This is a genomic window from Bacillus sp. RSS_NA_20, from assembly GCF_020165915.1.
Classification (GTDB): domain Bacteria; phylum Bacillota; class Bacilli; order Bacillales; family Bacillaceae; genus Bacillus; species Bacillus altitudinis.
Genome location: NZ_JAIUKW010000003.1, coordinates 177,278 through 197,697, shown reverse-complemented (window position 1 = coordinate 197,697; position 20,420 = coordinate 177,278). Strand labels below are relative to the sequence as shown.

Sequence of the window (20,420 nt, the reverse complement as noted above, 5' to 3'; positions counted from 1 at the left end):
GTGTCCGCCGATCCATATCGGTGATAACGGATAGAAAGGAGACATAACATGTCTGTAAATCTTTATGATGTTGCATATGACCTTGAAAAAGCACTGCGTCATAGCGAAGAATATTCAGCGTTAAGAAATCTTTATGATGAGGTAAACGGGGATGAGTCCTCTAAAAGAATGTTTGAGAACTTCCGTGACATTCAAGTAAACCTTCAACAAAAACAAATGACTGGTCAAGAGATTACACAAGAAGAAGTAGAGCAAGCGCAAAAAACGGTTGCACTTGTGCAGCAGCACGATAAAATCTCTCAGTTGATGGAAGCAGAACAACGCGTAAGTGTTCTCATCGGTGAATTAAATAAAATTATCATGAAGCCTCTTGAAGAGCTTTATGGAAATACTGAAGAAAATTAATTGAAAGGGCGATCATATTCGCCCTTTTTTTCATTCATATCGCCGCTTGTATATCTTTAAAAAAAGGGTTGTCGAAGCTCGTAAATTCTGCGATAATACTTATTGAAAGTGCTTTCAAAAAGCGCTATCGTGATGAATTGGGTGCGTTCCACTTTGGATTTACGGCGATGAGCCAAATGAGAGAGAAGCGCTTCTGGGAGAAAAGCAAAGCATAAGGGGATATGATATAAGCAATGCTTTGGTGTGTGAAAGATGAGGGGATCATGGGGAGCTTCATCACGCCATTGTTACGCATCCAAACCATACATAAAAAAAAGCCTAGGGGTAGGCTTTTTTTATTTGCGATTGAGGCATAAAACAAGGGCTGCTTCAACTGCATGTTCTAAAGCGCTAAGCTAGGGCATATCCTCATCGTAAGTACAGTCATCAAGAAGGGGGATGCCTCAGTGTCAAAAAAGCTACTTGCACTCAATATAGATGGAACGTTGCTTCGTTCCAATGGGAAAATCCATTCCGCTACAAAAGAAGCTGTGGAATATGTTAAGAAAAAAGGGGTTTACGTGACGATTGTCACCAACCGTCATTTTCGATCTGCACAAAAAATTGCCAAGGCGTTGAAAATACCAACTTCAACTCTTGTGACGCATAGTGGTGCATTTATCGCGGATAAGCTTGATGAGCCGCTCCATGTGAAGAAATTAACGGAAGAGAAAACATTTAATCTTGTGCAGATCCTTGAAAGCTTTGATTGTAATGTTCGCTTGTTACATGAAAAATTCTCAATCGGCAATCGGAAAAAAACACAGTCTCAATTGATGGGAAAAACGTTGATTCATCCGTCTGATCCCATTTTCTATCCCGTTCAATTTGTTGAATCATTAAGTGATATGCTCATGGATGAACCGGTTAGCACACCTGTCATTGAAGTGTATTCGACGGCAGCACTTCAGCCTGAAATCCACACAACCATTCAACAAGCATTCCCATCTGTGGATCTGATTAAGATCAGTGATGAGAAAATGAACATTGTATGCAAAGGGGTATCGAAAGAAGCAGGACTTTCTCTTTTAACTTCAGCACTAGGTTTTACATTAGAAGATACGGTCGTGATCGGTCACGGGACAGACGACATCCCGATGCTTGAGTTAGCTGGCTTAGGCGTTGCGATGGGGAATGCACCTCATTCGGTCAAACGTAAAGCCGATTGGGTGACACGTTCTCATGATGAACAGGGTGTTGCTTATATGATCAAAGAATACTTTAGAATGCAGCAAAGGGAAGGTTTTTTACATCAATTTGATATTAAACGATAATACAGTGAAGGCCCTGTCTATTAAGAAATGGCAGGGCCTTCGTCTGTTCTCTTCATTGCTTTTCCTAGATGAATTTTGTAAAATGAAACAAGTTTGAAGATAAAGGTGATACGATGCGAATTTTAGTTAAAGGGCTGTCTGATGAACGATTTCATCGACCGCTTGTCAATATAGCCAATTTATTCGAGGAAGATAGTGAAGTGCTGTTTGATTCAGGTGAAGCAAACGATGGCCTAGTGATGGTGTTTGATTGGAAAGAAACCCATGGTATGGTGGAGGCTTCTGGCCATATTGCTGGATCAGATATGACGAGCCGTTTTACAAGAGAGATGCCAGAGGGCTTGAACGATAAAGAGCGCTGGAAGCAAATCAAAAACACTGTGCTGTCTGTTTATTTACATCTGCTTCAGGAATATACAGGAATGACGCAAAAATGGGGGATTCTTACGGGGATACGCCCTACGAAATTACTTCATAAGATGCTAAGAGAAGGCATGACAAAGGAAGAAGCACATGCAGCGTTAAAGCGCGATTACTTGATTCATGATGAAAAGATCCATTTGATGCAGGAGATTGTTGATCGTCAAATCAAAGCCATTCCAGATCTGTACGATCTACAGGAGGAAGTGAGTATTTATATCGGTATTCCTTTCTGTCCAACAAAATGTGCTTATTGCACGTTCCCTGCTTATGCCATTCAAGGACAAGCTGGAAGAGTGGGAACGTTTCTTTTTGGGCTGCATTATGAGATGCAAAAAATGGGCGAATGGTTAAAGGAACATGGGATTAAAGTGACGACTGTTTATTTTGGCGGAGGTACTCCAACGAGTATTACAGCAGAAGAAATGGATTTGCTGTATGAGGAGATGTATCGCTCTTTTCCAGATGTGAAACATATTCGGGAAGTCACTGTAGAAGCGGGACGACCTGATACGATTTCACCTGATAAGCTGGAAGTGCTCAACCGTTATCATATTGACCGGATTAGTATCAATCCGCAATCATATGAGAATGAAACACTGAAAGCGATTGGCCGGCACCATAGTGTGGAAGAAACGATTGAAAAGTATCATTTATCAAGGCAGTATGGCATGAATAATATTAACATGGACTTAATCATTGGGCTGCCAGGAGAAGGGCTAAAGGAATTCCAGCATTCCTTGAACAAGACAGAAGAACTGAAGCCTGAATCTTTAACGGTGCATACACTTTCCTTTAAGAGAGCGTCTGAAATGACCCGCAATAAGGAAAAGTATCAAGTGGCAGACCGAGAAGAGATCACACGTATGATGGATGAAGCGGTTGCTTGGACAAAGGCACATGACTATCATCCGTACTATTTATACAGACAAAAAAACATTTTGGGGAATCTAGAAAATGTCGGGTATTCGTTAGATGGACAGGAAAGTTTGTATAATATTATCATTATGGAAGAGGTGCAGACGATCATTGGCATTGGATGCGGCGCTGCGAGTAAATTCATTGATCCGCGAACCGGAAAAATTACGCAGTATGCCAATCCAAAAGATCCAAAGTCTTATAATGATCGTTATGAGCACTATACGGAAGAGAAGATTCAGTTTCTTGAGTCATTATTTGTTTCTCACATGTAAACACTGCGGTGACGCAGTGTTTTTTTCATTTGTAAAAGGGTATATAGGGGGTAAAAAGGTAAAGCAGGTGTACATATGATGGATGTGATCGGAATTGGGATTGGGCCAGCAAATTTAGGATTGGCCGCTTTATTAGAGGAGTATGAAGATGTGACATGCTGTTTTTTTGAACAGGAAAGCGAATTTGCTTGGCATCCTGGTATGCTCATCAAAGGAACGGACTTACAAGTTTCCTTTCTAGCGGACCTTGTGACAATGGCTAATCCAAGGAGCAAGTATACATTTTTAAATTATTTACATGAATCAAACAGGCTTCACCGCTTTTATACATTTGAACAATTTGATATCCCCCGGAGAGAATTCAATGAGTATTTATCATGGGTTGCAGGTGAATTAGATAGCTGTCAGTTCGGGATGAAGGTGGAAGAAGTGACCGACTGTGAAGACGGGTATCTTGTAAAAGTTCGGCGGTTGAAAGATGGGGCGCTTTCTGAATATCGTGCAAAGCATGTCGTCCTTGGAACTGGAAGCAAGCCGATGATTCCTGTCGATGTGCCAGAAGCTGCGTTGCCGCATGTGACCCATAGCAGCCGTTATGTAGATCAACAAAAAGAACTTCATGAAGCTGAAACGGTGGCGGTGATTGGTTCAGGTCAAAGTGCAGCTGAAATTTTCTTAGACCTGCTTCAGCATCAGAAGAAAGGACAGAAGCTTTCATGGTTTACACGTTCAAGTGAATTTAGAGAACTAGAGACAGCGGAGCTTGGTCAGGAGCTATTTACACCTAAGTATGTGGAATATTTTCATTCCCTTCCTTATGAAGAACGGATGAACACATTGCCTAGACTGGCAGGATTAAGGAATGGCATAGATGCATCGACGCTTTCTCGTATTTATCAGGAATTGTACCATCGCTCCGTTTCAGGAGAAGAGCCTTCTGTACTCATTCAGCCAATGACGGAGCTTGAAGCGATACATATGGAGGATGAGCAGCAGGTAGAGCTGCATTTGAAACAATGGCAGCTGAAGAAAGAAAAGAAAATCACAGCCGATCATGTGGTATTGGCTACAGGATATACGCCTAATATTCCGGAATGGTTTAGCGTATATGAACCATTGATTGAATGGGAGAGCGATAAGCATTTTAAAGTGACAGACGACTTCAGGCTTGTGTTTAAAGACAAACGGTCTCATCATTTCTTTACATTCACGAACCTCGATCACTCTCATGGAACAGCGGCGACCAATTTAAAACTATCGATCTACCGCAATCAGAAAGTCATCCGAACCATTCGCGGGGATACGAAAGAACAAGTGAAGCAAGAAACAGCATTTCAGCAATTTGAATAGATATAAAAAAGGGCCCCTGCACAGGGCCCTTTTCAATTAAATGGTTGTTTCTCTTTTTACTTTTGGTTTTTCAGTTTTCCATTTGAAGATTTTGTTTAGGATTTGATAGATACGCTTTGATTCTTTCGTCACTAGCGGTCCTAAAATCGCAAGGATTAATACATATAATGCAGCAAATGGCTTCAATGTAGCGGCAAGCCCGCCTGCAATCCCAAGTTCGGCTACAATGATGGAAAACTCTCCTCTTGATACGATGGTTAATCCAATATTAGAAGAGGCTTTATGAGAGAAACCGGCTCTTCTTCCAGCAAACATCCCGGCGGTGAAGTTCCCGATCAAGGTGAGAATGACAGCACCGATCGCAAGCCAGAAGGCATCTCCTAATGTAAATGGATCAATACTTAGTCCAAAGCTGAAGAAGAACATGGCGCCAAAGAAATCTCTAAAAGGAACAACGAGATGTTCAATGCGGTCTGAGTGCTCTGTTTCTGAAAACACAAGACCGAGTAAGAGAGCGCCAATGGCCTCTGCGACATGAATCGTCTCTGAAAAACCAGCCACGAAGAACAAAGCGGCAAAAATGACAATGATAAATACTTCATTTGAACGGATATCGAATAGTTTGTTTAATAGTTTTGGCAGCTTACGCGCGATGATAAAGAAAATCATCATGTAACCAAAAGCGATTAAAATAGATAATAAGGCACCGCCAACGGACGTGGCATCTCCAAGGACAAGACCTGATACGACAGATAAATAAACGGCGAGAAAAATATCCTCAAACATAATAATCCCAAGAATTAACTCTGTTTCAGGGTTCGCTGTCCGTTTTAAATCGACAAGGACTTTGGCGACAATGGCGCTGGATGAAATGGTGATAACGCCTGCCATAATGAGAACTTCAAGGAATCCAAAGCCTGTGATAAACCCATAAAGCAATCCTAAGCTAAAGTTGATCAAAATATAAATAGATCCGCCGACTGCAATGGATTTACCCGATTTTATGAGTTTGCCGACAGAGAACTCAAGCCCGAGGTAGAATAGAAGGAACAGGACACCCATTCTACCAAAAAATGAAATAATCTCGGTGCTCTCGATAAACTTCAAATCAATGATCCCGATGGTTGGTGCATGCGGACCAACAACCATCCCGAGGACAATGAGAAAAGGAATGATAGAAAATTTAATTTTATTGGCGATTAAGCTGGCAATGGCGATGAGAATAAGCGCCGTTCCAACTTCAAAGACTAAATGATCCATTCATCACTCTCCCCCTCTAGAAAGAAAATCACGTATCAATCGCTTCAAGTGTTTTCTTTCGCCTGAAATGACCATCGTATCATTTGCTTGAATAATCGAATCGGCACCGGGGTTGAGTAATTTTTCATTTGTATGTTTAATGATCGCAATGACGGTGACTTCATAATTTTGTCTCACATCTAAATCGCCGAGTGTATGTCCAACCGCTTTTGCGTCTTTTTCTACCTTAAACCATTCAATGATCAAATCATTGAACGCCATTTCAATCGTTTCAAGTGCTTGCGGCTTATACACCATACCGCCAATAATGGCAGCAATTTGCCGGGCTTCAGCATCATCGAGAGAAATGGTGGACAGTACTTCATCTGGATCTTCATCGTCGAAACGATAAATCTCCCGTCTGCCATCATCATGAATCACAATCGTCATCTTTTCTCTATTTCTCGTTTCAATTTCAAATTTCTTTCCAATCCCAGGAAGATCATTTTCTTTAATGTTCATTTTATCCCTCCGAATATGATAGGTTTTGTTTTTCATATAGTGAGTACGGATGAAATAAAATGAATCAGTCGAGGTAATTTGATTGGTACATAATGGGGATCGCACACTTCATTTCTAAAAAACATAAATCAATAGATAACGCTGTGGTTGATGCAAGCTTTACAAGAAAAGCTTTTGAAGCGCCCATTGATAACCTCTGTTTTAACAGAAGAGATGCGGCATGTTTTTTTGAAAACGGAGGTGTCTTCACAGCATTGATTTCTTCATCATAAATCGATGGAGAAATCAGGCTGGGTGTGCTCGCTTCTGCTTGTGAAGCAAAAACGACATTTGAAAAGGGAGAAAACATGACGATGCAGCTAATCAATATACATATGGAACTTCTTATCAATCATTCTCCCCCTTTCATATGATGTTTTATTTCTTATTTTACTATATAAAAATATATTTCTCGTTTCAACAATTATGCTTATTTTAGTATCAGTTGATCTTGAAATTTTTTGTGTAGAGGAAAAGGAATTGTTTGATGGAAATTGAAGTAAGTGATGAGCTTGAAAAGAAGAGGGGGAATGGATGATGACATATATCAATTGTCAGGTAGATGGGGATATTTTTGAGATCGCTTTCAATAGACCTGAAGCGTATAACTCGTTCCATGTTGACATGTTTGCTGAATTGAAGGAAGCGTGTGATACAGCGAGTGAGAGCAGTGCAAAAATTGTTGTACTCAAGGGGATGGGCAAAGGGTTTTCAGCAGGCGGAGATATTGGCATGATGCTAAAGCAAGATCGTGAAGAAGATTTTCATCGCGTGATGGATCTGATCGAGGGAATTACACTTTCTTTAGCCAGTATGAAAAAAGTGACGATTGCAATTGTCCACGGGGCAGCGGCTGGTCTTGCTTTTAGCTTTGCCCTTAGCTGTGACTATTTGTTTATGCATCAAGATGCTAAACTTGCCATGAACTTTAATGGAATCGGGTTAATCCCAGATGGCGGAGGGCATTTTTTCCTCACCAAAAGAGTTAGTGAACAAACCGCTAAACAATTGATTTGGAGCGGGCAAAAGTTGCCGGCTGAAGAAGCGCTCAAGCTTCGCCTTGCAGACGGCGTGTTTCAAGATGAGGTGGATACGTATCAAAAAGCGTGCGTCAAGCCATTTTTAAATATGCCACTCCAAGCCTTTGTTGAAACAAAGATGATTTATTTTCAGCAGTCAGAATCACAGCTGTTAGCCGTTCTTCAAAAAGAGCGTGCTGCACAAGCTAGACTGAGACAAAGCCGTGATCATCAGGAGGGTGTTCAAGCGTTTTTGGAAAAAAGACGTCCTGTGTTTCATTAAATAGAAGAATGAATGGCCGGCGGATGCCGGCTTTTTTAACGTTCAAATAAAAGCAGTTTACCTGCATCATTTACGAGCCGGTGAGAATGCTTTGTGTATTGTTGTTCGATTAAACGATGACGTCCTAATTCTTTTGCTTTTTCATCACTATCTGTGGTGATTTTTTCGTTTAATAAGGTTTCACCTGACGAATCAAATACAGTCAAAAAGTAGGTTTTCTCCATCTCTGATCTTCCCTTTCTTCTTGTTTTTTAATGAATTATACAAGGAGGAAGTTAAAACCTCTTTTTTTACCCCTAAAAATGTGTTTTTTAGAATAAGAGCGATAGAACGTGCATTCGTAAAAACGGCGTGATAAAATATGGATAACTACAGTAACGTACAAGGAGATAGACGTTTGACGAAGCTCACTTTTATTCATGCCGCAGATCTTCATTTAGATAGTCCGTTTGCGGGAATGTCCAATATACCGAACCGAATTTTTAAGAGGTTGAAAGAAAGTACATTTCAAAGTGCCAAGAACATGTTTGAACTTGCAATTGATCGAGAAGTAGACTTTATGCTGCTTAGCGGAGATCTATTTGACGAATCGAATCGCAGCCTAAAAGCACAGCTTTTTTTAAGAAATCAGTTTCTTCAGCTGCAATCACACGGGATTGAAGTGTTTATTATTTATGGTAATCATGATCATTTAGGTGGTGAATGGACACCAATTGAGTGGCCAGAGAATGTTCACGTTTTTTTGAGCAGTACGCCAAGTGAGCAAGCCTTTTATAGAGAAGGTCAGCTTGTGGCAAGTATTTACGGGTTCAGCTACAAAGAGCGGGCTGTCCATGAAAATATGACACCTTATTATGAAAAAAAAACAGATGCCCCCTATCATATTGCCATGCTTCACGGCACATTAGCAGGTCAAGAAGGGCATGATGCGTATGCACCATTTCAGCTTCAGCAGCTTCTAGCGCGGGATTTTGATTATTGGGCGCTTGGACATATTCATAAGCGGGCTCTTCTGCATGAAGATCCAATGGTGATCTATCCTGGAAACGTGCAAGGAAGACATATAAAAGAAACAGGAGAGAAAGGCTGTTATGTCGTTTACCTATCTGAAGATGCTCAAAGAGCGGAGTTTATGAGCTGTTCAGATGTCATCTTTGAGACATTGACAATAGATATCACACATACCGCTCATATGACCGATCTTGTGACACTTGTGGACAAAAAGATGAGTGGGCTGAAAGAGAGAGGTGTTCCTCATTTTGTGAAAATCGTACTAACTGGCGATGCTCCTGCTTATATGGAGCTCACGCAGCTTGAAGTGCTTGAGGAGCTGATGGCTGTACTTCATGAACAGGAGGAAGATGAAGACTTGTTTGTTTGGGTGATGTCGATTGACTGCCGGACACATGAAGATGCCGTCTATCCAGAAGATTCTTTTTTGACAGAACTAACAGCAGAAATTGCCGAGTTTGATGCGTATGATGAGCTGCTTTTACCGATCAAGCGTCATCCAACCTATAGAAAAGCAGGAAAAGCTCTTACAAAAGAGGACGAGATCGATATTAAAGAAGAGGCACAAAGGCTGCTGGCAGAACAGCTGAAGCAATTATGAGAAAAGGAGAGGCATGATGAAAATACGTTCACTCCATATTGCGAATTTCGGGAAATTTTCCAATCAAACCTTCCACTTTTCTGATGACGGTTTTCAGTTAGTTTATGGCCTGAATGAATCGGGGAAAACGACATTGAAGGCGTTTATTGAATCGATGTTATTTGGTTTTTCCAAAAGCCATATGTATAAGCCAAAGCATGGCTCGTTTTATGGTGGTTCTCTTACGTGTTTAGATGAGGAATTAGGTGTGATTCATATTGAAAGAACATCTGATCATGGCGGCCAAGCTCAGGTGTTGCTTCCAAATGGTGAAGTGAAAGATGAAGCTTTTCTACATGCGATGTTAAAGGGAACGGATCGCAGATTATACCAATCGATCTATTCTTTTGACGTGTTTGGTCTGCAAAATGTACAAGCATTAAATCAAGATCAAATAGGGGAATTTCTACTCTTTTCAAGTTTGTTTGGCTCAGATGCGGCATCCAAAATGGACAGTAGGTTGCTAAAACAGCAGGAGCAGCTTTTTAAACCGAATGGACGTAAGCCTGAATTAAATCAGCAGCTCGATCATGTAAAAGAGCTGTCAGGTAAGTTGAAACAGGCCAAATTGGTAGAAAGTCGGTATACCGAAAAGAAAAAAGAACAAGCTGAATTAACCGAGAAGGTAGAAATGCTTCAGCATGAAATGAGACAGACTGAAAAAGAGATTCAGCATTTGACTGAACATATTCGACTTTATCCTATGATAGAAAAAAAGATAGAGTTAAAAAAAGATTTGGCTAGTTATCCAGAACGAGTCAAGCGGTTTAGACCGGAAACCGCGCATGAACTTGATAAATTAGAATCACACCTTCACCCAAAAAAGGCGCAATTGACGGCACTGAAACAAAAATTAGATCATTTGCAAACGTCGCTCACGCAAGTTCAGCCACTCTATGACAAGGATACGGTATTGGAGATGAAGCAGGTCATAGCTGAATCATCTGATGCTGAACTTGTGAAGAAACGCTTAGCAGAAGGGAAAACAGAGCAGAATTCTTTGAAACAAAAAATAGAAGAAGCATCAGCGAAGCTGAAGTGGCAGCGTCCAATCAAGCTTGACCAGCTGGATGATTCACTTGACTTTGAGTGGGAATTAAAAGAGGCTGTGAGCCAATACGTTCGTTTAATGGATAGGAAAACGCAGCTCGATGACCGGTTTGATCATGCAAGACATGAGCTAGAAGAAGCGGAAACCGCTCTAAAAGGATTAAAGGAACAGCCCGTTAAACAGCAAGATGCAGAAGATGTCAGGGGCACAAGGGCTACAGTGAAACAGAATCATTCCAGAGTGTGGTTATTCCCGCTGATGTTCGTGCTATGTGCTGTCATTCTCACGATTTTATTCGTTTTAGCAGAGAGCTGGGTGACGTTACTGTTTGCAGGATTTTCCGTATTTATCTTGATCGTTATTTATCCAGTGCTTAAACAGACTCAGATGAGGGAAGCAAACGACAGTAACGCCTATCATTCCTTTCACGTTCAAACAGCTTCAGCTGAAACGCTAGTGAAGCAAAAGGAGCTTTTATACGAAAGAATGATACAGCAATATGAAGACTGGGAGCGGGAACTGGAACCTGTACAGCAGCAAGTAGAAGATATGAGAAGGCAGCTAGGTTTGTCCTCAGAGCTCTCATTCCTTGTGGAAGCTTTCCATATCTTGAAACAATTAAAAGCGAATACAGCGGCATATGAGGCGCTTAACAAGGAAATAGAGATGCTCACACAGCAGCAATCGACCTACGAGCAAAGAGTTTCAGCGCTCATGAGTCTCCTTCAAAGAAAAGAAGGGACCATTCAAGAGAATATCTCAGCCTTTCAAGAGATATTGAAAGATGAGGAAAAAAAAGAAAAAGAACGTCAGACATTACACGTATCCATTCAGCATGTAGAGCAGCAGCTGACAACATTAGAAGGAGAAGTTCAATATTATAAAAAACAAACGGACGAGCTTTTTCAAAAAGTAGAAGCAGCGTCAAAAGAAGATTATCATGTCCTGTCTCATCTATCCAAAGAATACCGGGAGCGACTGTACAATTTGCAGCAGCTGAACCAAGAGCTGCACAGAAGCGGTTATGTAGATGAGGAAGAGGTCATTGTCCGTAAAGGTTTGCGCACCCTTGAGGAGCAGTGTGCACAAGCGAAAAGACGTCTGAATGACATGCAAGAGAATGTGACGAATATGAAAAAGCGCTTGGCAGAATTAGCAGTAGAAATACGCCAAATAGAAGCATCAGGTACGGTGTCTGATTTGACTCATCAGCTTGCTGTAGAGCAGGAGCAGGCAAAGCACCTAGCGAAAAAATGGGCGGCTATTCAGCTCGTTCGTTCCGTCATTCGAGAGAAACTCAATGAGCATAAAGAAACGAGGCTACCAGCACTCCTCCAAACAGCTTCCCGATTTATTCAGCCGTTAACGAATGATCGATATGAAGTGATTTTATTTTCTGCCGAAGATGACCGGCTGATTGTGAAACGGAGGGATGGACGCCTATTCCGCCCGGAGGAGCTTTCACAAGCAACATGTGAGCAGATTTATCTCTCGATTCGTTTTGCACTTGCTTTGTCCCACCAGCAAGATTGTCAGCTCCCATTTATGATGGATGACAGTTTCGTTCACTTTGATCATGTCCGTCTAGAAAGGGTACTGGAGCTGATGAATGAACTCACTCGTTTTGAAACACAGCTGTTTTATTTCACTTGTCATCATTATATGAAACAAGCAGCGGAAAACGGGCAGATTACGAGTTTAGCAGTGGAATGATTGACAAATTATGACTTATGTTATACTTATATGAGCAGAAACATGGAAGGAGCATTTATTGAATGGCTAAAGGGATCATGACCTATGACGTCGGCGAACAAGTTGACCTGCATTTATTAATTAAATCATCTACTAAAGGGATTGCGAGTAATGGCAAACCATTTTTAACGTTAATTCTTCAAGATCAAAGTGGAGATATTGAGGCGAAGCTATGGGATGCAAAGCAGAATGATGAACTCACATATGCCGCACAAACCATTGTAAAGGTAGTAGGTGATATTCATCATTATCGCGGAAGGAATCAGCTGAAGCTTAGGAATATACGTCCTGTTGCTGAAAACGAGCAAATCCGCATTGATGATTTTCTAGAAACAGCTCCTATTCCAAAGCACGATATGATGGATACCATCATGCAATATATTTTTGATATGAAAAACCCTAATATTCAGCGTGTCACAAGACATTTGCTGAAGAAATATGGACAGGAATTCGCTGATTACCCAGCAGCTACGAAAAACCATCACGAGTTTGTTTCGGGTCTTGCCTATCACGTGGTATCGATGCTTCATTTAGCGAAATCCATTGTTGATCTATACCCATCACTTGATCGAGATCTTTTATATTCAGGGATCATTCTACATGATTTAGGGAAAGTCAAAGAGCTTTCGGGTCCTGTCTCCACCACATATACAGTAGAAGGGAACTTAATTGGCCACATTTCTATTATGGTGACAGAAATTGCGAAAGCCGCAGAGGAGCTTGGCATTGATTCTGAGGAAATTCTGATTCTGCAGCATTTAGTGCTGAGTCATCATGGAAAAGGGGAGTGGGGCAGTCCTAAACCACCAATGGTGAAGGAAGCGGAAATTCTCCACTATATAGATAATTTAGATGCAAAAATGAACATGATGGATCGTGCGCTTGAGCATGTGAAGCCAGGAGAATATACAGAGCGTATTTTTGCACTAGAGAATCGTTCGTTTTATAAACCAACCTTTCACAATGAATCATCATGATAAAACGCCCGTTTGATGCGGGCGTTTTTTTTCATAACTTGTCTTCTTTTCGCATAAGCATGTAACACAAAGGAAGAGAGATTAGTCCTGAAAAAGGAGGGGAAGACAATGTTATTTTTTCCATGGTGGGTATATGCATGTATCATTGGTATTATTTTTTGTGCCTATAAATTAATGACGACAGCCAAAGAGGAGCAAGAGATTGATCAATCCTTTATTGAAAAAGAGGGAGAAATCTTTATCGAACGAATGGAGCAGGAGAGAGAGCGTAGACGTCAAGGACAGCAAATGAAACGATCACAGGAAACGGCGAAGCATGAGGACCATTCGATTGCATAATCAATAAGAATAAAAAAACCCCTCTACAAGTTCATGTAGAGGGGTTTTTCGTTCATTATTGGTTTGTTGTTTGTTGTGTGGTTTGCTCAGATTTTTCTTTGAATGTATTTTCAAGTTCTTTATCTTTTACTTTCACATCAGCATCTTTCACCAATTTGTTTAAGATCGTCTGAATTTCATTGTTATCTGCTTGTTTTTGATCAAGCAGTTCTTTTTTCAAGTCTGCTTTCATGTCATCGTATTTACCGCGTTCTTCGGTCTTTTTAATGATATGGTAACCAAATTGAGATTTTACTGGTTTGCTGATTTCATTTACTTTTAGTTTGAAGGCAGCTTTACTGAAGTTCTCATCCATTTGGCCATCTTTTGCGAACCAGCCTACATCGCCGCCTTGTGCTGCTGAAGCAGTGTCAGTTGAATATTCAGATACAAGGTCATCCCATTTTTCGCCTTTATCTAATTTCTTTTCTACTTCATCTGCTGTTTTCTTGTCAGCAACTAAAATGTGGCTTGCACGGATTTTCCCTTTTAGGTCATCATAATACGCTTTTACTTCTTTGTCAGTGATTTTGATGTTAGCTTTGGCAGCCTTTTGAGTCAGCAGCTCATATTTTACTTGATCTTTGATGTAATCTTTTCCGAATTCATCTTGAAGTTGTTTTAAACGATCTTCACCAAGTGTCTTTTTATATTCTTCCAATTTCTTATCAATTTCTTTATCTGATACTTTGTATTTGTCAGCAAGAACCTTTTGTTGAACAAGTAGGTTTAAAGCATCTCCACCTGCTTGTTTTTTAAGTGTTGTGTAAAGCTCTTCTTTTGTGACATCTCCTGATTTTGTTGTTGCGATCACTTCTTTGTCACCGCTACTGCATGCGCCAAGAGTTAAAACACTTACTGCTGTTACAGCTGCTAAAGCCATTTTTTTCATTCAAAAAACACTCCTAATCTTTCCAATTTATTTATCATTGCTTGTATCATAACATATTGTGACATGCTGTAAAAAGAAATGCAAATGGGAGGGCATTCGTCTAGTCAAATTTTTGCGACCAACATACACATATATTGATCACAAAAAGGAGGCTGAATTATATGGGAGCAGGATATTCTAATGGGTTTGCTTTATTGGTCGTGCTATTCATTTTGCTGATCATCGTTGGTGCAGCATATCTTTATTAATTAAATCGCTGTGACAGAAAGGAGCCGTCCTGCCATGCGTGCGGGCGGTTCTTTTTTAAAACGATGACAAGTGCCTAAACGTTTTAAAATTTTCTGCATACACTGAGCTTAGAACAGAGGAAGAACTGGCAGGAGGTGTTTTCACATGGGAGGAGAAGTCTTTGCTGGCGGTTTTGCACTAGTCGTCGTATTATTCATCTTATTGATCATTATCGGTGCATCTTGGATTTGCTAATAGATCATCATACACAAAAAGCTGCCATCAAACAGGCAGCTTTTGCTTTGATCTTAAATAGATATGGTAATTTCAACAAATGATGAGATCAGTAAGATCAGTATCGATACATTGATAAAGCGAAACACCTTATCTTGCCGTTCTTCAGGAATCTCTCTGACAAGGCATAATGTATTAGTAAGCCTGTTTATTGAATACACAATAAACGCGGCAAAGACGATGAAGTAAAATAAAACTATCGGAGATCCCCCCTCTCTATGCTATTCCCATACTACATTACCAAATTTTTTATGAAAAAGATAGAAGTTGGCTTTAAAAACCTCATGATGAGGAAGTTGGGTCAACTAAAATATCAAACTCGTCTTGGGCTTGATCAATGATGCATGATTTTGGCGCTTTGAGCAGTTTCCAAGCAAATAAAAAGTCAGGCAAACAATAGCCTGCATGAATACTTGCGATCATGATAAAATAGTGTGCGTACATTGGAAACGCCATTCCTAAAACAAAGTAAACAGGTGAGATGACACAAAACGGGCTGAGCAGTGAGAAAAGCATCACTCTCTTAGGCACGCGCTGCCAGCAATTTCGTTTAAATAACGTCATTTTTTTCTTATGTTTCATGACTGGGATCAAGTGAACCACGCGGTGGACAAGCAATGTCGCAAGTAAAAGCACGACAAAAAGTGGTGCATTGTGACTGCTGAGTCTCGTTTCAGGATGAGTCAGTTGAAAACATAAAAATGCCATAATGAAAAAAAATACAGTAAGACATATGGCTGAAATCATCATTCTCGTATAACCATAATCCTTTTCAAGATTAATGGTCTTCCAACAATTCATTTTTCATCCTTCCAATCTCAAAAAAACTAATTGAATATCTCAAGATAATTTACTCTTCCTGAGGATAAAAATCAATGGTTTTCATGAAAAAAAATAAATTGTTACATTCATATGGAGTAAAGAGAGGAAACTTTGGGTTTTTCAAGAAAAAAAGACATAAGAGGGAGGTTCGTCTCTTTCGTCAATGAGTAATTTCGGCTAAAATAGAGTGACTAAGAGAAAGAGGGAACGTACATGAGTATTGAGGAACGAATGAGCCAGCTCGAATATTATATGGAACTGTTACTGACGGCGACAGATATGAGCCGTTATCCATATTATGCGCTATTGATCCGGCAGCGTGTATCGAAAGAAGAGGCAAAGGACATTGAGCGTATTTGTGTTGAGCTCTCAGATGAAATGGACAAGCAAAAAGCACAAGGCTACGTCATGTTCGACGATCTCCTTGCGCTGTTTGCGGGACAGTTAATTGAAAAGCTGGATGTTCATGAGACGATTTTTGCTTTGCATGATCAAGGGCTGTTTCAGCCGTTAATGAATGAATTTATAAAGATCATTAAACAATTTGATTTGCTTTAGCCGCTTTTTCCTCTGCTGTGTCTTCAAGTTCTTCAGGCTTTTTCGTGACTTTCCCACGTTCATTCAAAAAGTCCTTCTCAATGTTTGAAAACGATTTCTCAAAAATCTCCATGAAATCCTCACCATAAATGTTTCGGATAATACACATCATTTCTAAAATTTCAGGGAACTTTCCGTAAATGTCATGAAGCGGCTGTGCGCCTTTGACAATACCAGTTCGGGCCGGGTCGTAATCTTCGAGTAGTTTATGGAATGTCTCTTCGCCTTTTGGCGTTAGCTCAATATACGTATTGCGTTTATCGTTTAACTTTTTAGAAAATTTTAAAAATCCTCGTTCCTCCAGTTTCTTGGAGAAGTTAAACGCCGTTGATACATGCATGACGCCAAACTTTGCAATTTCTGATATTGAAGCTCCTTTTAATTGATACGCAATCCACAAAATATGATGTTCATTGATATTTAGGTTATACGGTTTGATCCACTGCTGCCAGTCCTTTTCAATGGATTTCCAAAGAGCTTTGCTCAATTGGGCCATTCTTTGACTGAATAAAAGTGCTTCTTTTACATCGAAAGGCTGTTCCGAATGATTCATCCATTTCACCTACTTCTCTTTTTCTTGTAATTCTATTATGCCAATAAAATAAAGATTAATAAAGCTGAAAATTCAAGAATTTTTAAAAGTCATGAAAAACATTGACAAAATAACCTTTTTTCAACAAAAAAAGTGCGGGATACGCACCCCGCACACTTTTGTAAACGAATATTTTTTTGTGAGTATATTAGTTTTGTAAGGTTTTCTCCAGTTGTTTGAGCTTTTCCTCAATTTCCTGAATTTCCTTTTGTAAGTCCTGCTGATGAGGTTTGATTTCCTCGCGCCATTGCTGAATGGATGTTTGCAATTCAGTTCCGACCTCTTTAATGACCTCAGCACTTTCTTTTGCGGTTTCAACAATCTGCTCTTTTAAAGCTTGTCCATCTCTTTTTAATCTTGTCAGCGTATCTTCGAATTTGTCATAGCCGTCTTTCATCTTTCCGCGTACATCTCTGCCAGAAGAGGGAGTCGTCAGGAGCACTGCCGCACCTCCGAGGAGACCGCCTACAAATAATCCTGTTAATAAAGAACGTCCACTAGCCATTCCAATCACCTCTAGTCAAATTTTACACATTCGCATGTTCTCTCTGAGCTGACGATCAGCTTCATTGAACTTCCATACATAGCTTGCTTTATTTTAGCATACTTTTGAAGAAAAGGGAGGGGAGAAGGTTGTCTGTCTTTCTGTTCGTTTTTACGTGTATGTGTGTGATTTTCGCAGGTGGTTCTATTCATTATGTAAGGCAGCTTGGGTATGCAGGGTCTTATCCGCCAAAACATGTATTAAGACAAAAAGCAATTGTGTGTGCTGCAGGTGCAGGGATTTCGCTCTCCATTTTGCTGCTTACCCTTTTTCTTTTATAGAAGCATGAAAAAAAACTCTTCATCTAATGAAGAGGTTCCAGCATGTAGACAAACCCTCGCATTCGTTGTCAGTCCTGCGTGCAGGTGCTCACGAATGTCAAATTCGCTCCGCGCCAGTACTCGTCCTTCCTAGACTTCAAGGGCTTTCAATCATGCTGAAAAGAAGACAAAGGGCTAAAATAAAGAATCATTTTAGCCCTTTGTCAACAATATGAAAAAAACCTCTTCATCTAATGAAGAGGTTCAGTTATTCGTTAAGCGACTTCAATCATTCTTGCGCGCTTTAATATGGACTGAGCAATCGGGAAGACAAATACCATAGCTATCGTATTGATCACAGTTGCTGGCAGGACAACACCTACAAGAAGTGCTGGTAACGCAGCCGGCAGTCCAGTAATCAGTAAAGCGGCAGATAGGAAAATCACGCCCGATACGACGGTCCCAACAGCGGTGAGTACAGCGGTCAGAACGACTTTGTTCTTGATCTTCAGGCAAGATAAGAAAAGGGCTAAGAAGATAAAGGCTGTCACCGGTTTATCAATCATATTTGGAATTTGTCCGCCTGGAAAACCTGTTGTCAAAGCGGAAATGACCCCAGTAACTAGGGCGATCACAACGACATGCTGTACTTTCGGAAAAAGGATGATGCTTAAAAACATCATAACCAGCATCATATCAGGTTTCATTCCAAAAAAGATGGGCGGGAAAATCGTATGCAAAACAGCTCCCATTGCTGCAAGCAATGACATAATCACTAATTCTTTTGTTTTCATTTCTATGCTCTCCTCTGCTAAGCTCTTAGAACTCTCCAATAATATGGCTGATCATTTATTGCAAGAGTCATGACTTTATATTTCTCGTTATTATAACAAATTTATTTCACGATAGAAAAGCCTTTTTACTCATTTTCTTGCTGGAACTTTTTCATAAAGTCCGCAAGCTTTTGGCAGTCTTCTATAGAGACGGCGTTGTAAATCGAGGCTCTGCATCCGCCAACAGAACGGTGGCCGGCGAGTCCAACCATTTGTTCTTGTTTTGCTTTCTCCACAAAGGATGCAGTGAGTGCATCATCACGCAGGGTAAACGTGACATTCATATGTGAACGGCTGTCAGCACGTGCATGCCCTTTGTAAAAACCGCCACTTTGATCAATCGTATCATACAGAAGCGCTGCTTTTTGTTCATTGCGTTTTTCTGCTGCTTCTACACCGCCCGCCTGTTTCACATGCTCCAGGACAAGGGACAGCATATAAATCGCAAAAGTTGGTGGTGTGTGATAAAGAGAATTGGCTTTGGCATGTGTTGAATATTTTAAAATTTTAGGTGTGCCGCTTTTTTCTTTCTCTAATAAACGTTTGCGCGCGATCACAATCGTGATACCAGAAGGCCCTAGATTTTTTTGTGCCCCGGCATAAATGAAATCAAATGAAGACACGTCTATTTTTTTGCTGAGAATATCACTGGACATGTCGGCAATAAGCGGGAGTGACGTGTTCGGGAACGTTTTCCACTGAGTACCGAAAATGGTATTGTTCGATGTGATGTGCAAGTAAGCACCGTCATTTAAAACGGACGCATCTACATCTGGAATATACGAATAGTTGTCGTCTTCACTTGAGGCAAACACTGATGTTTCACCAAACCCTTTTGCTTCTGACAAGGCTTTCTCTGACCAAGCACCTGTTTGGATGAAATGAGCCGTTTCGCCTTCATGTAAGAAGTTCATCGGAATCATTGCAAATTGAAGACTTGCCCCGCCTTGTAAAAAGAGGACCTCATAATCTTCTGGAATGTCCATCAATTCTACCAAGAGTGCTTTCGCTTTATTGTGGACTTCTTCATACTCACCGCTGCGATGAGAAAGTTCCATCACAGACATCCCGGTTTGTTTAAAATCAACAAGTTCTTCCTGTGCTTTTTGAAGCACTTCTAGCGGCAGCGCCGCCGGACCAGCATTAAAATTCGTCGTTCGCTTCATCACAATCTCTCCCTATTTCTCGCGTTAATGGATCAAAAGATAAAACCATCCTATCACAAATTTGAAGCATTTGGACAAAAAATTTGAATCGTCCTAAATATCTTACGATTCAGAGGATAAGCTCAGAAAAGAGGCGAAAAAAAGAAAAACCTCATCAATTAAGATGAGGTAAGGCGCGTATGGATGGCAGAAGAAATGTCTTTTAAATCCTCTGATGTATATTGATCTTGGTGAGATTTCCATACGGCACCAAAGCCGTCGCCTTTGCCATAACGCGGAATAATATGCATATGGTAATGGAACACAGATTGTCCGGCTTTTTCACCGTTGTTGTTCAGAAGGTTTAAACCAATTGGTTCAAATTCTTGTTTGATGGCTCTAGCGATTTTTGGAATCGCTTGGAAGTAATGATTAGACACTTCTGGTGTCATGTCATAAATGTTTTCTTTATGTATTTTCGGGATTACAAGGGTATGTCCTTTTGTTACTTGGCTGATATCAAGAAAAGCCAATACATGCTCGTCTTCATATACTTTTGCACATGGAATGTCTCCATCAATGATCTTGCAAAAAATGCAGTCGCTCACGCCATGTCACTCC

25 protein-coding genes are annotated in these 20,420 nt (G+C 40.5%); 13 read left to right on the top strand and 12 right to left on the bottom strand.

All coding sequences use genetic code 11. From position 1 onward, the window contains the following. The first annotated feature begins 48 nt into the window (after positions 1–48). From LCD32_RS01170 to LCD32_RS01155, 4 genes are all read left to right on the top strand, one after another. Positions 49–405 (top strand): YlbF family regulator, encoded by a 357-nt coding sequence (locus tag LCD32_RS01170; protein WP_008348927.1) that lies wholly within the window; start codon positions 49–51, stop codon positions 403–405. 446 nt (positions 406–851) lie between these two features. After that, positions 852–1,718 (top strand): Cof-type HAD-IIB family hydrolase, encoded by an 867-nt coding sequence (locus LCD32_RS01165; protein WP_008348923.1) that lies wholly within the window; start codon positions 852–854, stop codon positions 1,716–1,718. A 113-nt stretch (positions 1,719–1,831) separates the two neighbouring features. Further along, entirely contained in the window at positions 1,832–3,331 is a 1,500-nt protein-coding gene (locus LCD32_RS01160) for a coproporphyrinogen III oxidase (RefSeq protein ID WP_007497137.1), read from the top strand. Positions 3,332–3,406: 75 nt separating this feature from the next. Then, entirely contained in the window at positions 3,407–4,681 is a 1,275-nt protein-coding gene (locus tag LCD32_RS01155; RefSeq protein WP_058213973.1) for a lysine N(6)-hydroxylase/L-ornithine N(5)-oxygenase family protein, read from the top strand. Positions 4,682–4,717: 36 nt separating this feature from the next. Here the strand turns inward: LCD32_RS01155 and LCD32_RS01150 are convergent, their stop codons facing one another. The 3 genes from LCD32_RS01150 to LCD32_RS01140 all read right to left on the bottom strand — a co-directional run bounded on the left by LCD32_RS01150 (position 4,718) and on the right by LCD32_RS01140 (position 6,833). Next, entirely contained in the window at positions 4,718–5,941 is a 1,224-nt protein-coding gene (locus tag LCD32_RS01150) for a cation:proton antiporter (protein ID WP_048001733.1), read from the bottom strand. Positions 5,942–5,944: 3 nt separating this feature from the next. Then, positions 5,945–6,442 carry a cation:proton antiporter regulatory subunit gene (locus LCD32_RS01145; RefSeq protein WP_017366937.1) on the bottom strand — a complete coding sequence of 166 codons (498 nt, stop codon included), beginning with the start codon at positions 6,440–6,442 and terminating at the stop codon, positions 5,945–5,947. 64 nt (positions 6,443–6,506) lie between these two features. Further along, complete coding sequence (locus tag LCD32_RS01140; protein ID WP_025207030.1) at positions 6,507–6,833, bottom strand: hypothetical protein; 327 nt, start codon at positions 6,831–6,833, stop codon at positions 6,507–6,509. Between the two features lie 182 nt (positions 6,834–7,015). Between LCD32_RS01140 and LCD32_RS01135 the strand changes: the two genes are divergently transcribed. Then, a complete protein-coding gene (locus LCD32_RS01135; RefSeq protein ID WP_083693016.1) occupies positions 7,016–7,783 on the top strand; it encodes an enoyl-CoA hydratase in 768 nt (255 codons plus the stop codon). 35 nt (positions 7,784–7,818) lie between these two features. On the opposite strand, the gene LCD32_RS01130 is transcribed toward LCD32_RS01135, so the two are convergent. Further along, entirely contained in the window at positions 7,819–8,007 is a 189-nt protein-coding gene (locus LCD32_RS01130) for a YhzD family protein (RefSeq protein ID WP_008348907.1), read from the bottom strand. A 173-nt stretch (positions 8,008–8,180) separates the two neighbouring features. Here LCD32_RS01130 and LCD32_RS01125 point away from each other — a divergent pair, with 173 nt between their 5' ends. The 4 genes from LCD32_RS01125 (at position 8,181) to LCD32_RS01110 (ending at position 13,553) form a co-directional block, all read left to right on the top strand. After that, positions 8,181–9,395 (top strand): exonuclease SbcCD subunit D, encoded by a 1,215-nt coding sequence (locus LCD32_RS01125; protein ID WP_076821956.1) that lies wholly within the window; start codon positions 8,181–8,183, stop codon positions 9,393–9,395. Positions 9,396–9,411: 16 nt separating this feature from the next. Continuing rightward, the gene (locus LCD32_RS01120) at positions 9,412–12,198 is read left to right on the top strand and encodes an ATP-binding protein (protein ID WP_065460073.1); all 2,787 of its coding nucleotides are present in this window, start codon (positions 9,412–9,414) and stop codon (positions 12,196–12,198) included. A 62-nt stretch (positions 12,199–12,260) separates the two neighbouring features. Next, positions 12,261–13,214, top strand: a complete 954-nt coding sequence (yhaM, locus tag LCD32_RS01115; protein ID WP_007497151.1) for a 3'-5' exoribonuclease YhaM — start codon at positions 12,261–12,263, stop codon at positions 13,212–13,214. A gap of 108 nt (positions 13,215–13,322) precedes the next feature. Continuing rightward, complete coding sequence (locus LCD32_RS01110; protein WP_017360318.1) at positions 13,323–13,553, top strand: sporulation YhaL family protein; 231 nt, start codon at positions 13,323–13,325, stop codon at positions 13,551–13,553. A gap of 55 nt (positions 13,554–13,608) precedes the next feature. Here the strand turns inward: LCD32_RS01110 and LCD32_RS01105 are convergent, their stop codons facing one another. After that, on the bottom strand, positions 13,609–14,484 hold the full coding sequence (locus LCD32_RS01105; protein ID WP_007497153.1) for a peptidylprolyl isomerase: 876 nt from the start codon (positions 14,482–14,484) through the stop codon (positions 13,609–13,611). Positions 14,485–14,645: 161 nt separating this feature from the next. Here LCD32_RS01105 and LCD32_RS01100 point away from each other — a divergent pair, with 161 nt between their 5' ends. After that, positions 14,646–14,732: a YjcZ family sporulation protein gene (locus LCD32_RS01100; RefSeq protein ID WP_008361129.1), complete on the top strand. Its 87-nt coding sequence runs from the start codon at positions 14,646–14,648 to the stop codon at positions 14,730–14,732. A gap of 145 nt (positions 14,733–14,877) precedes the next feature. After that, a complete protein-coding gene (locus tag LCD32_RS01095) occupies positions 14,878–14,967 on the top strand; it encodes a YjcZ family sporulation protein (protein ID WP_017360317.1) in 90 nt (29 codons plus the stop codon). A 53-nt stretch (positions 14,968–15,020) separates the two neighbouring features. Here LCD32_RS01095 and LCD32_RS01090 read toward each other — a convergent pair whose 3' ends face one another. Both LCD32_RS01090 and LCD32_RS01085 read right to left on the bottom strand, forming a co-directional pair. Continuing rightward, positions 15,021–15,206: a hypothetical protein gene (locus tag LCD32_RS01090; protein ID WP_072368131.1), complete on the bottom strand. Its 186-nt coding sequence runs from the start codon at positions 15,204–15,206 to the stop codon at positions 15,021–15,023. A gap of 82 nt (positions 15,207–15,288) precedes the next feature. Then, a complete protein-coding gene (locus LCD32_RS01085; RefSeq protein ID WP_007497155.1) occupies positions 15,289–15,807 on the bottom strand; it encodes a DUF3267 domain-containing protein in 519 nt (172 codons plus the stop codon). Positions 15,808–16,041: 234 nt separating this feature from the next. Between LCD32_RS01085 and LCD32_RS01080 the strand changes: the two genes are divergently transcribed. Continuing rightward, complete coding sequence (locus LCD32_RS01080) at positions 16,042–16,386, top strand: YhaI family protein (RefSeq protein ID WP_048002577.1); 345 nt, start codon at positions 16,042–16,044, stop codon at positions 16,384–16,386. Here the strand turns inward: LCD32_RS01080 and LCD32_RS01075 are convergent. Then, entirely contained in the window at positions 16,364–16,978 is a 615-nt protein-coding gene (locus LCD32_RS01075) for an HTH-type transcriptional regulator Hpr (protein WP_048002576.1), read from the bottom strand. The genes LCD32_RS01080 and LCD32_RS01075 overlap by 23 nt on opposite strands. A gap of 187 nt (positions 16,979–17,165) precedes the next feature. After that, positions 17,166–17,522, bottom strand: a complete 357-nt coding sequence (locus LCD32_RS01070) for a YtxH domain-containing protein (RefSeq protein WP_007497160.1) — start codon at positions 17,520–17,522, stop codon at positions 17,166–17,168. 128 nt (positions 17,523–17,650) lie between these two features. Between LCD32_RS01070 and LCD32_RS01065 the strand changes: the two genes are divergently transcribed. Next, positions 17,651–17,842 (top strand): hypothetical protein, encoded by a 192-nt coding sequence (locus LCD32_RS01065; RefSeq protein WP_008348888.1) that lies wholly within the window; start codon positions 17,651–17,653, stop codon positions 17,840–17,842. Positions 17,843–18,096: 254 nt separating this feature from the next. Here LCD32_RS01065 and LCD32_RS01060 read toward each other — a convergent pair whose 3' ends face one another. The 3 genes from LCD32_RS01060 to LCD32_RS01050 all read right to left on the bottom strand — a co-directional run bounded on the left by LCD32_RS01060 (position 18,097) and on the right by LCD32_RS01050 (position 20,407). Continuing rightward, complete coding sequence (locus LCD32_RS01060) at positions 18,097–18,615, bottom strand: tryptophan transporter (protein ID WP_017360314.1); 519 nt, start codon at positions 18,613–18,615, stop codon at positions 18,097–18,099. Between the two features lie 125 nt (positions 18,616–18,740). Continuing rightward, the gene (serC, locus tag LCD32_RS01055) at positions 18,741–19,820 is read right to left on the bottom strand and encodes a 3-phosphoserine/phosphohydroxythreonine transaminase (RefSeq protein ID WP_007497164.1); all 1,080 of its coding nucleotides are present in this window, start codon (positions 19,818–19,820) and stop codon (positions 18,741–18,743) included. A 158-nt stretch (positions 19,821–19,978) separates the two neighbouring features. Continuing rightward, positions 19,979–20,407 (bottom strand): HIT family protein, encoded by a 429-nt coding sequence (locus LCD32_RS01050; protein ID WP_008348883.1) that lies wholly within the window; start codon positions 20,405–20,407, stop codon positions 19,979–19,981. Positions 20,408–20,420: the final 13 nt, after the last annotated feature.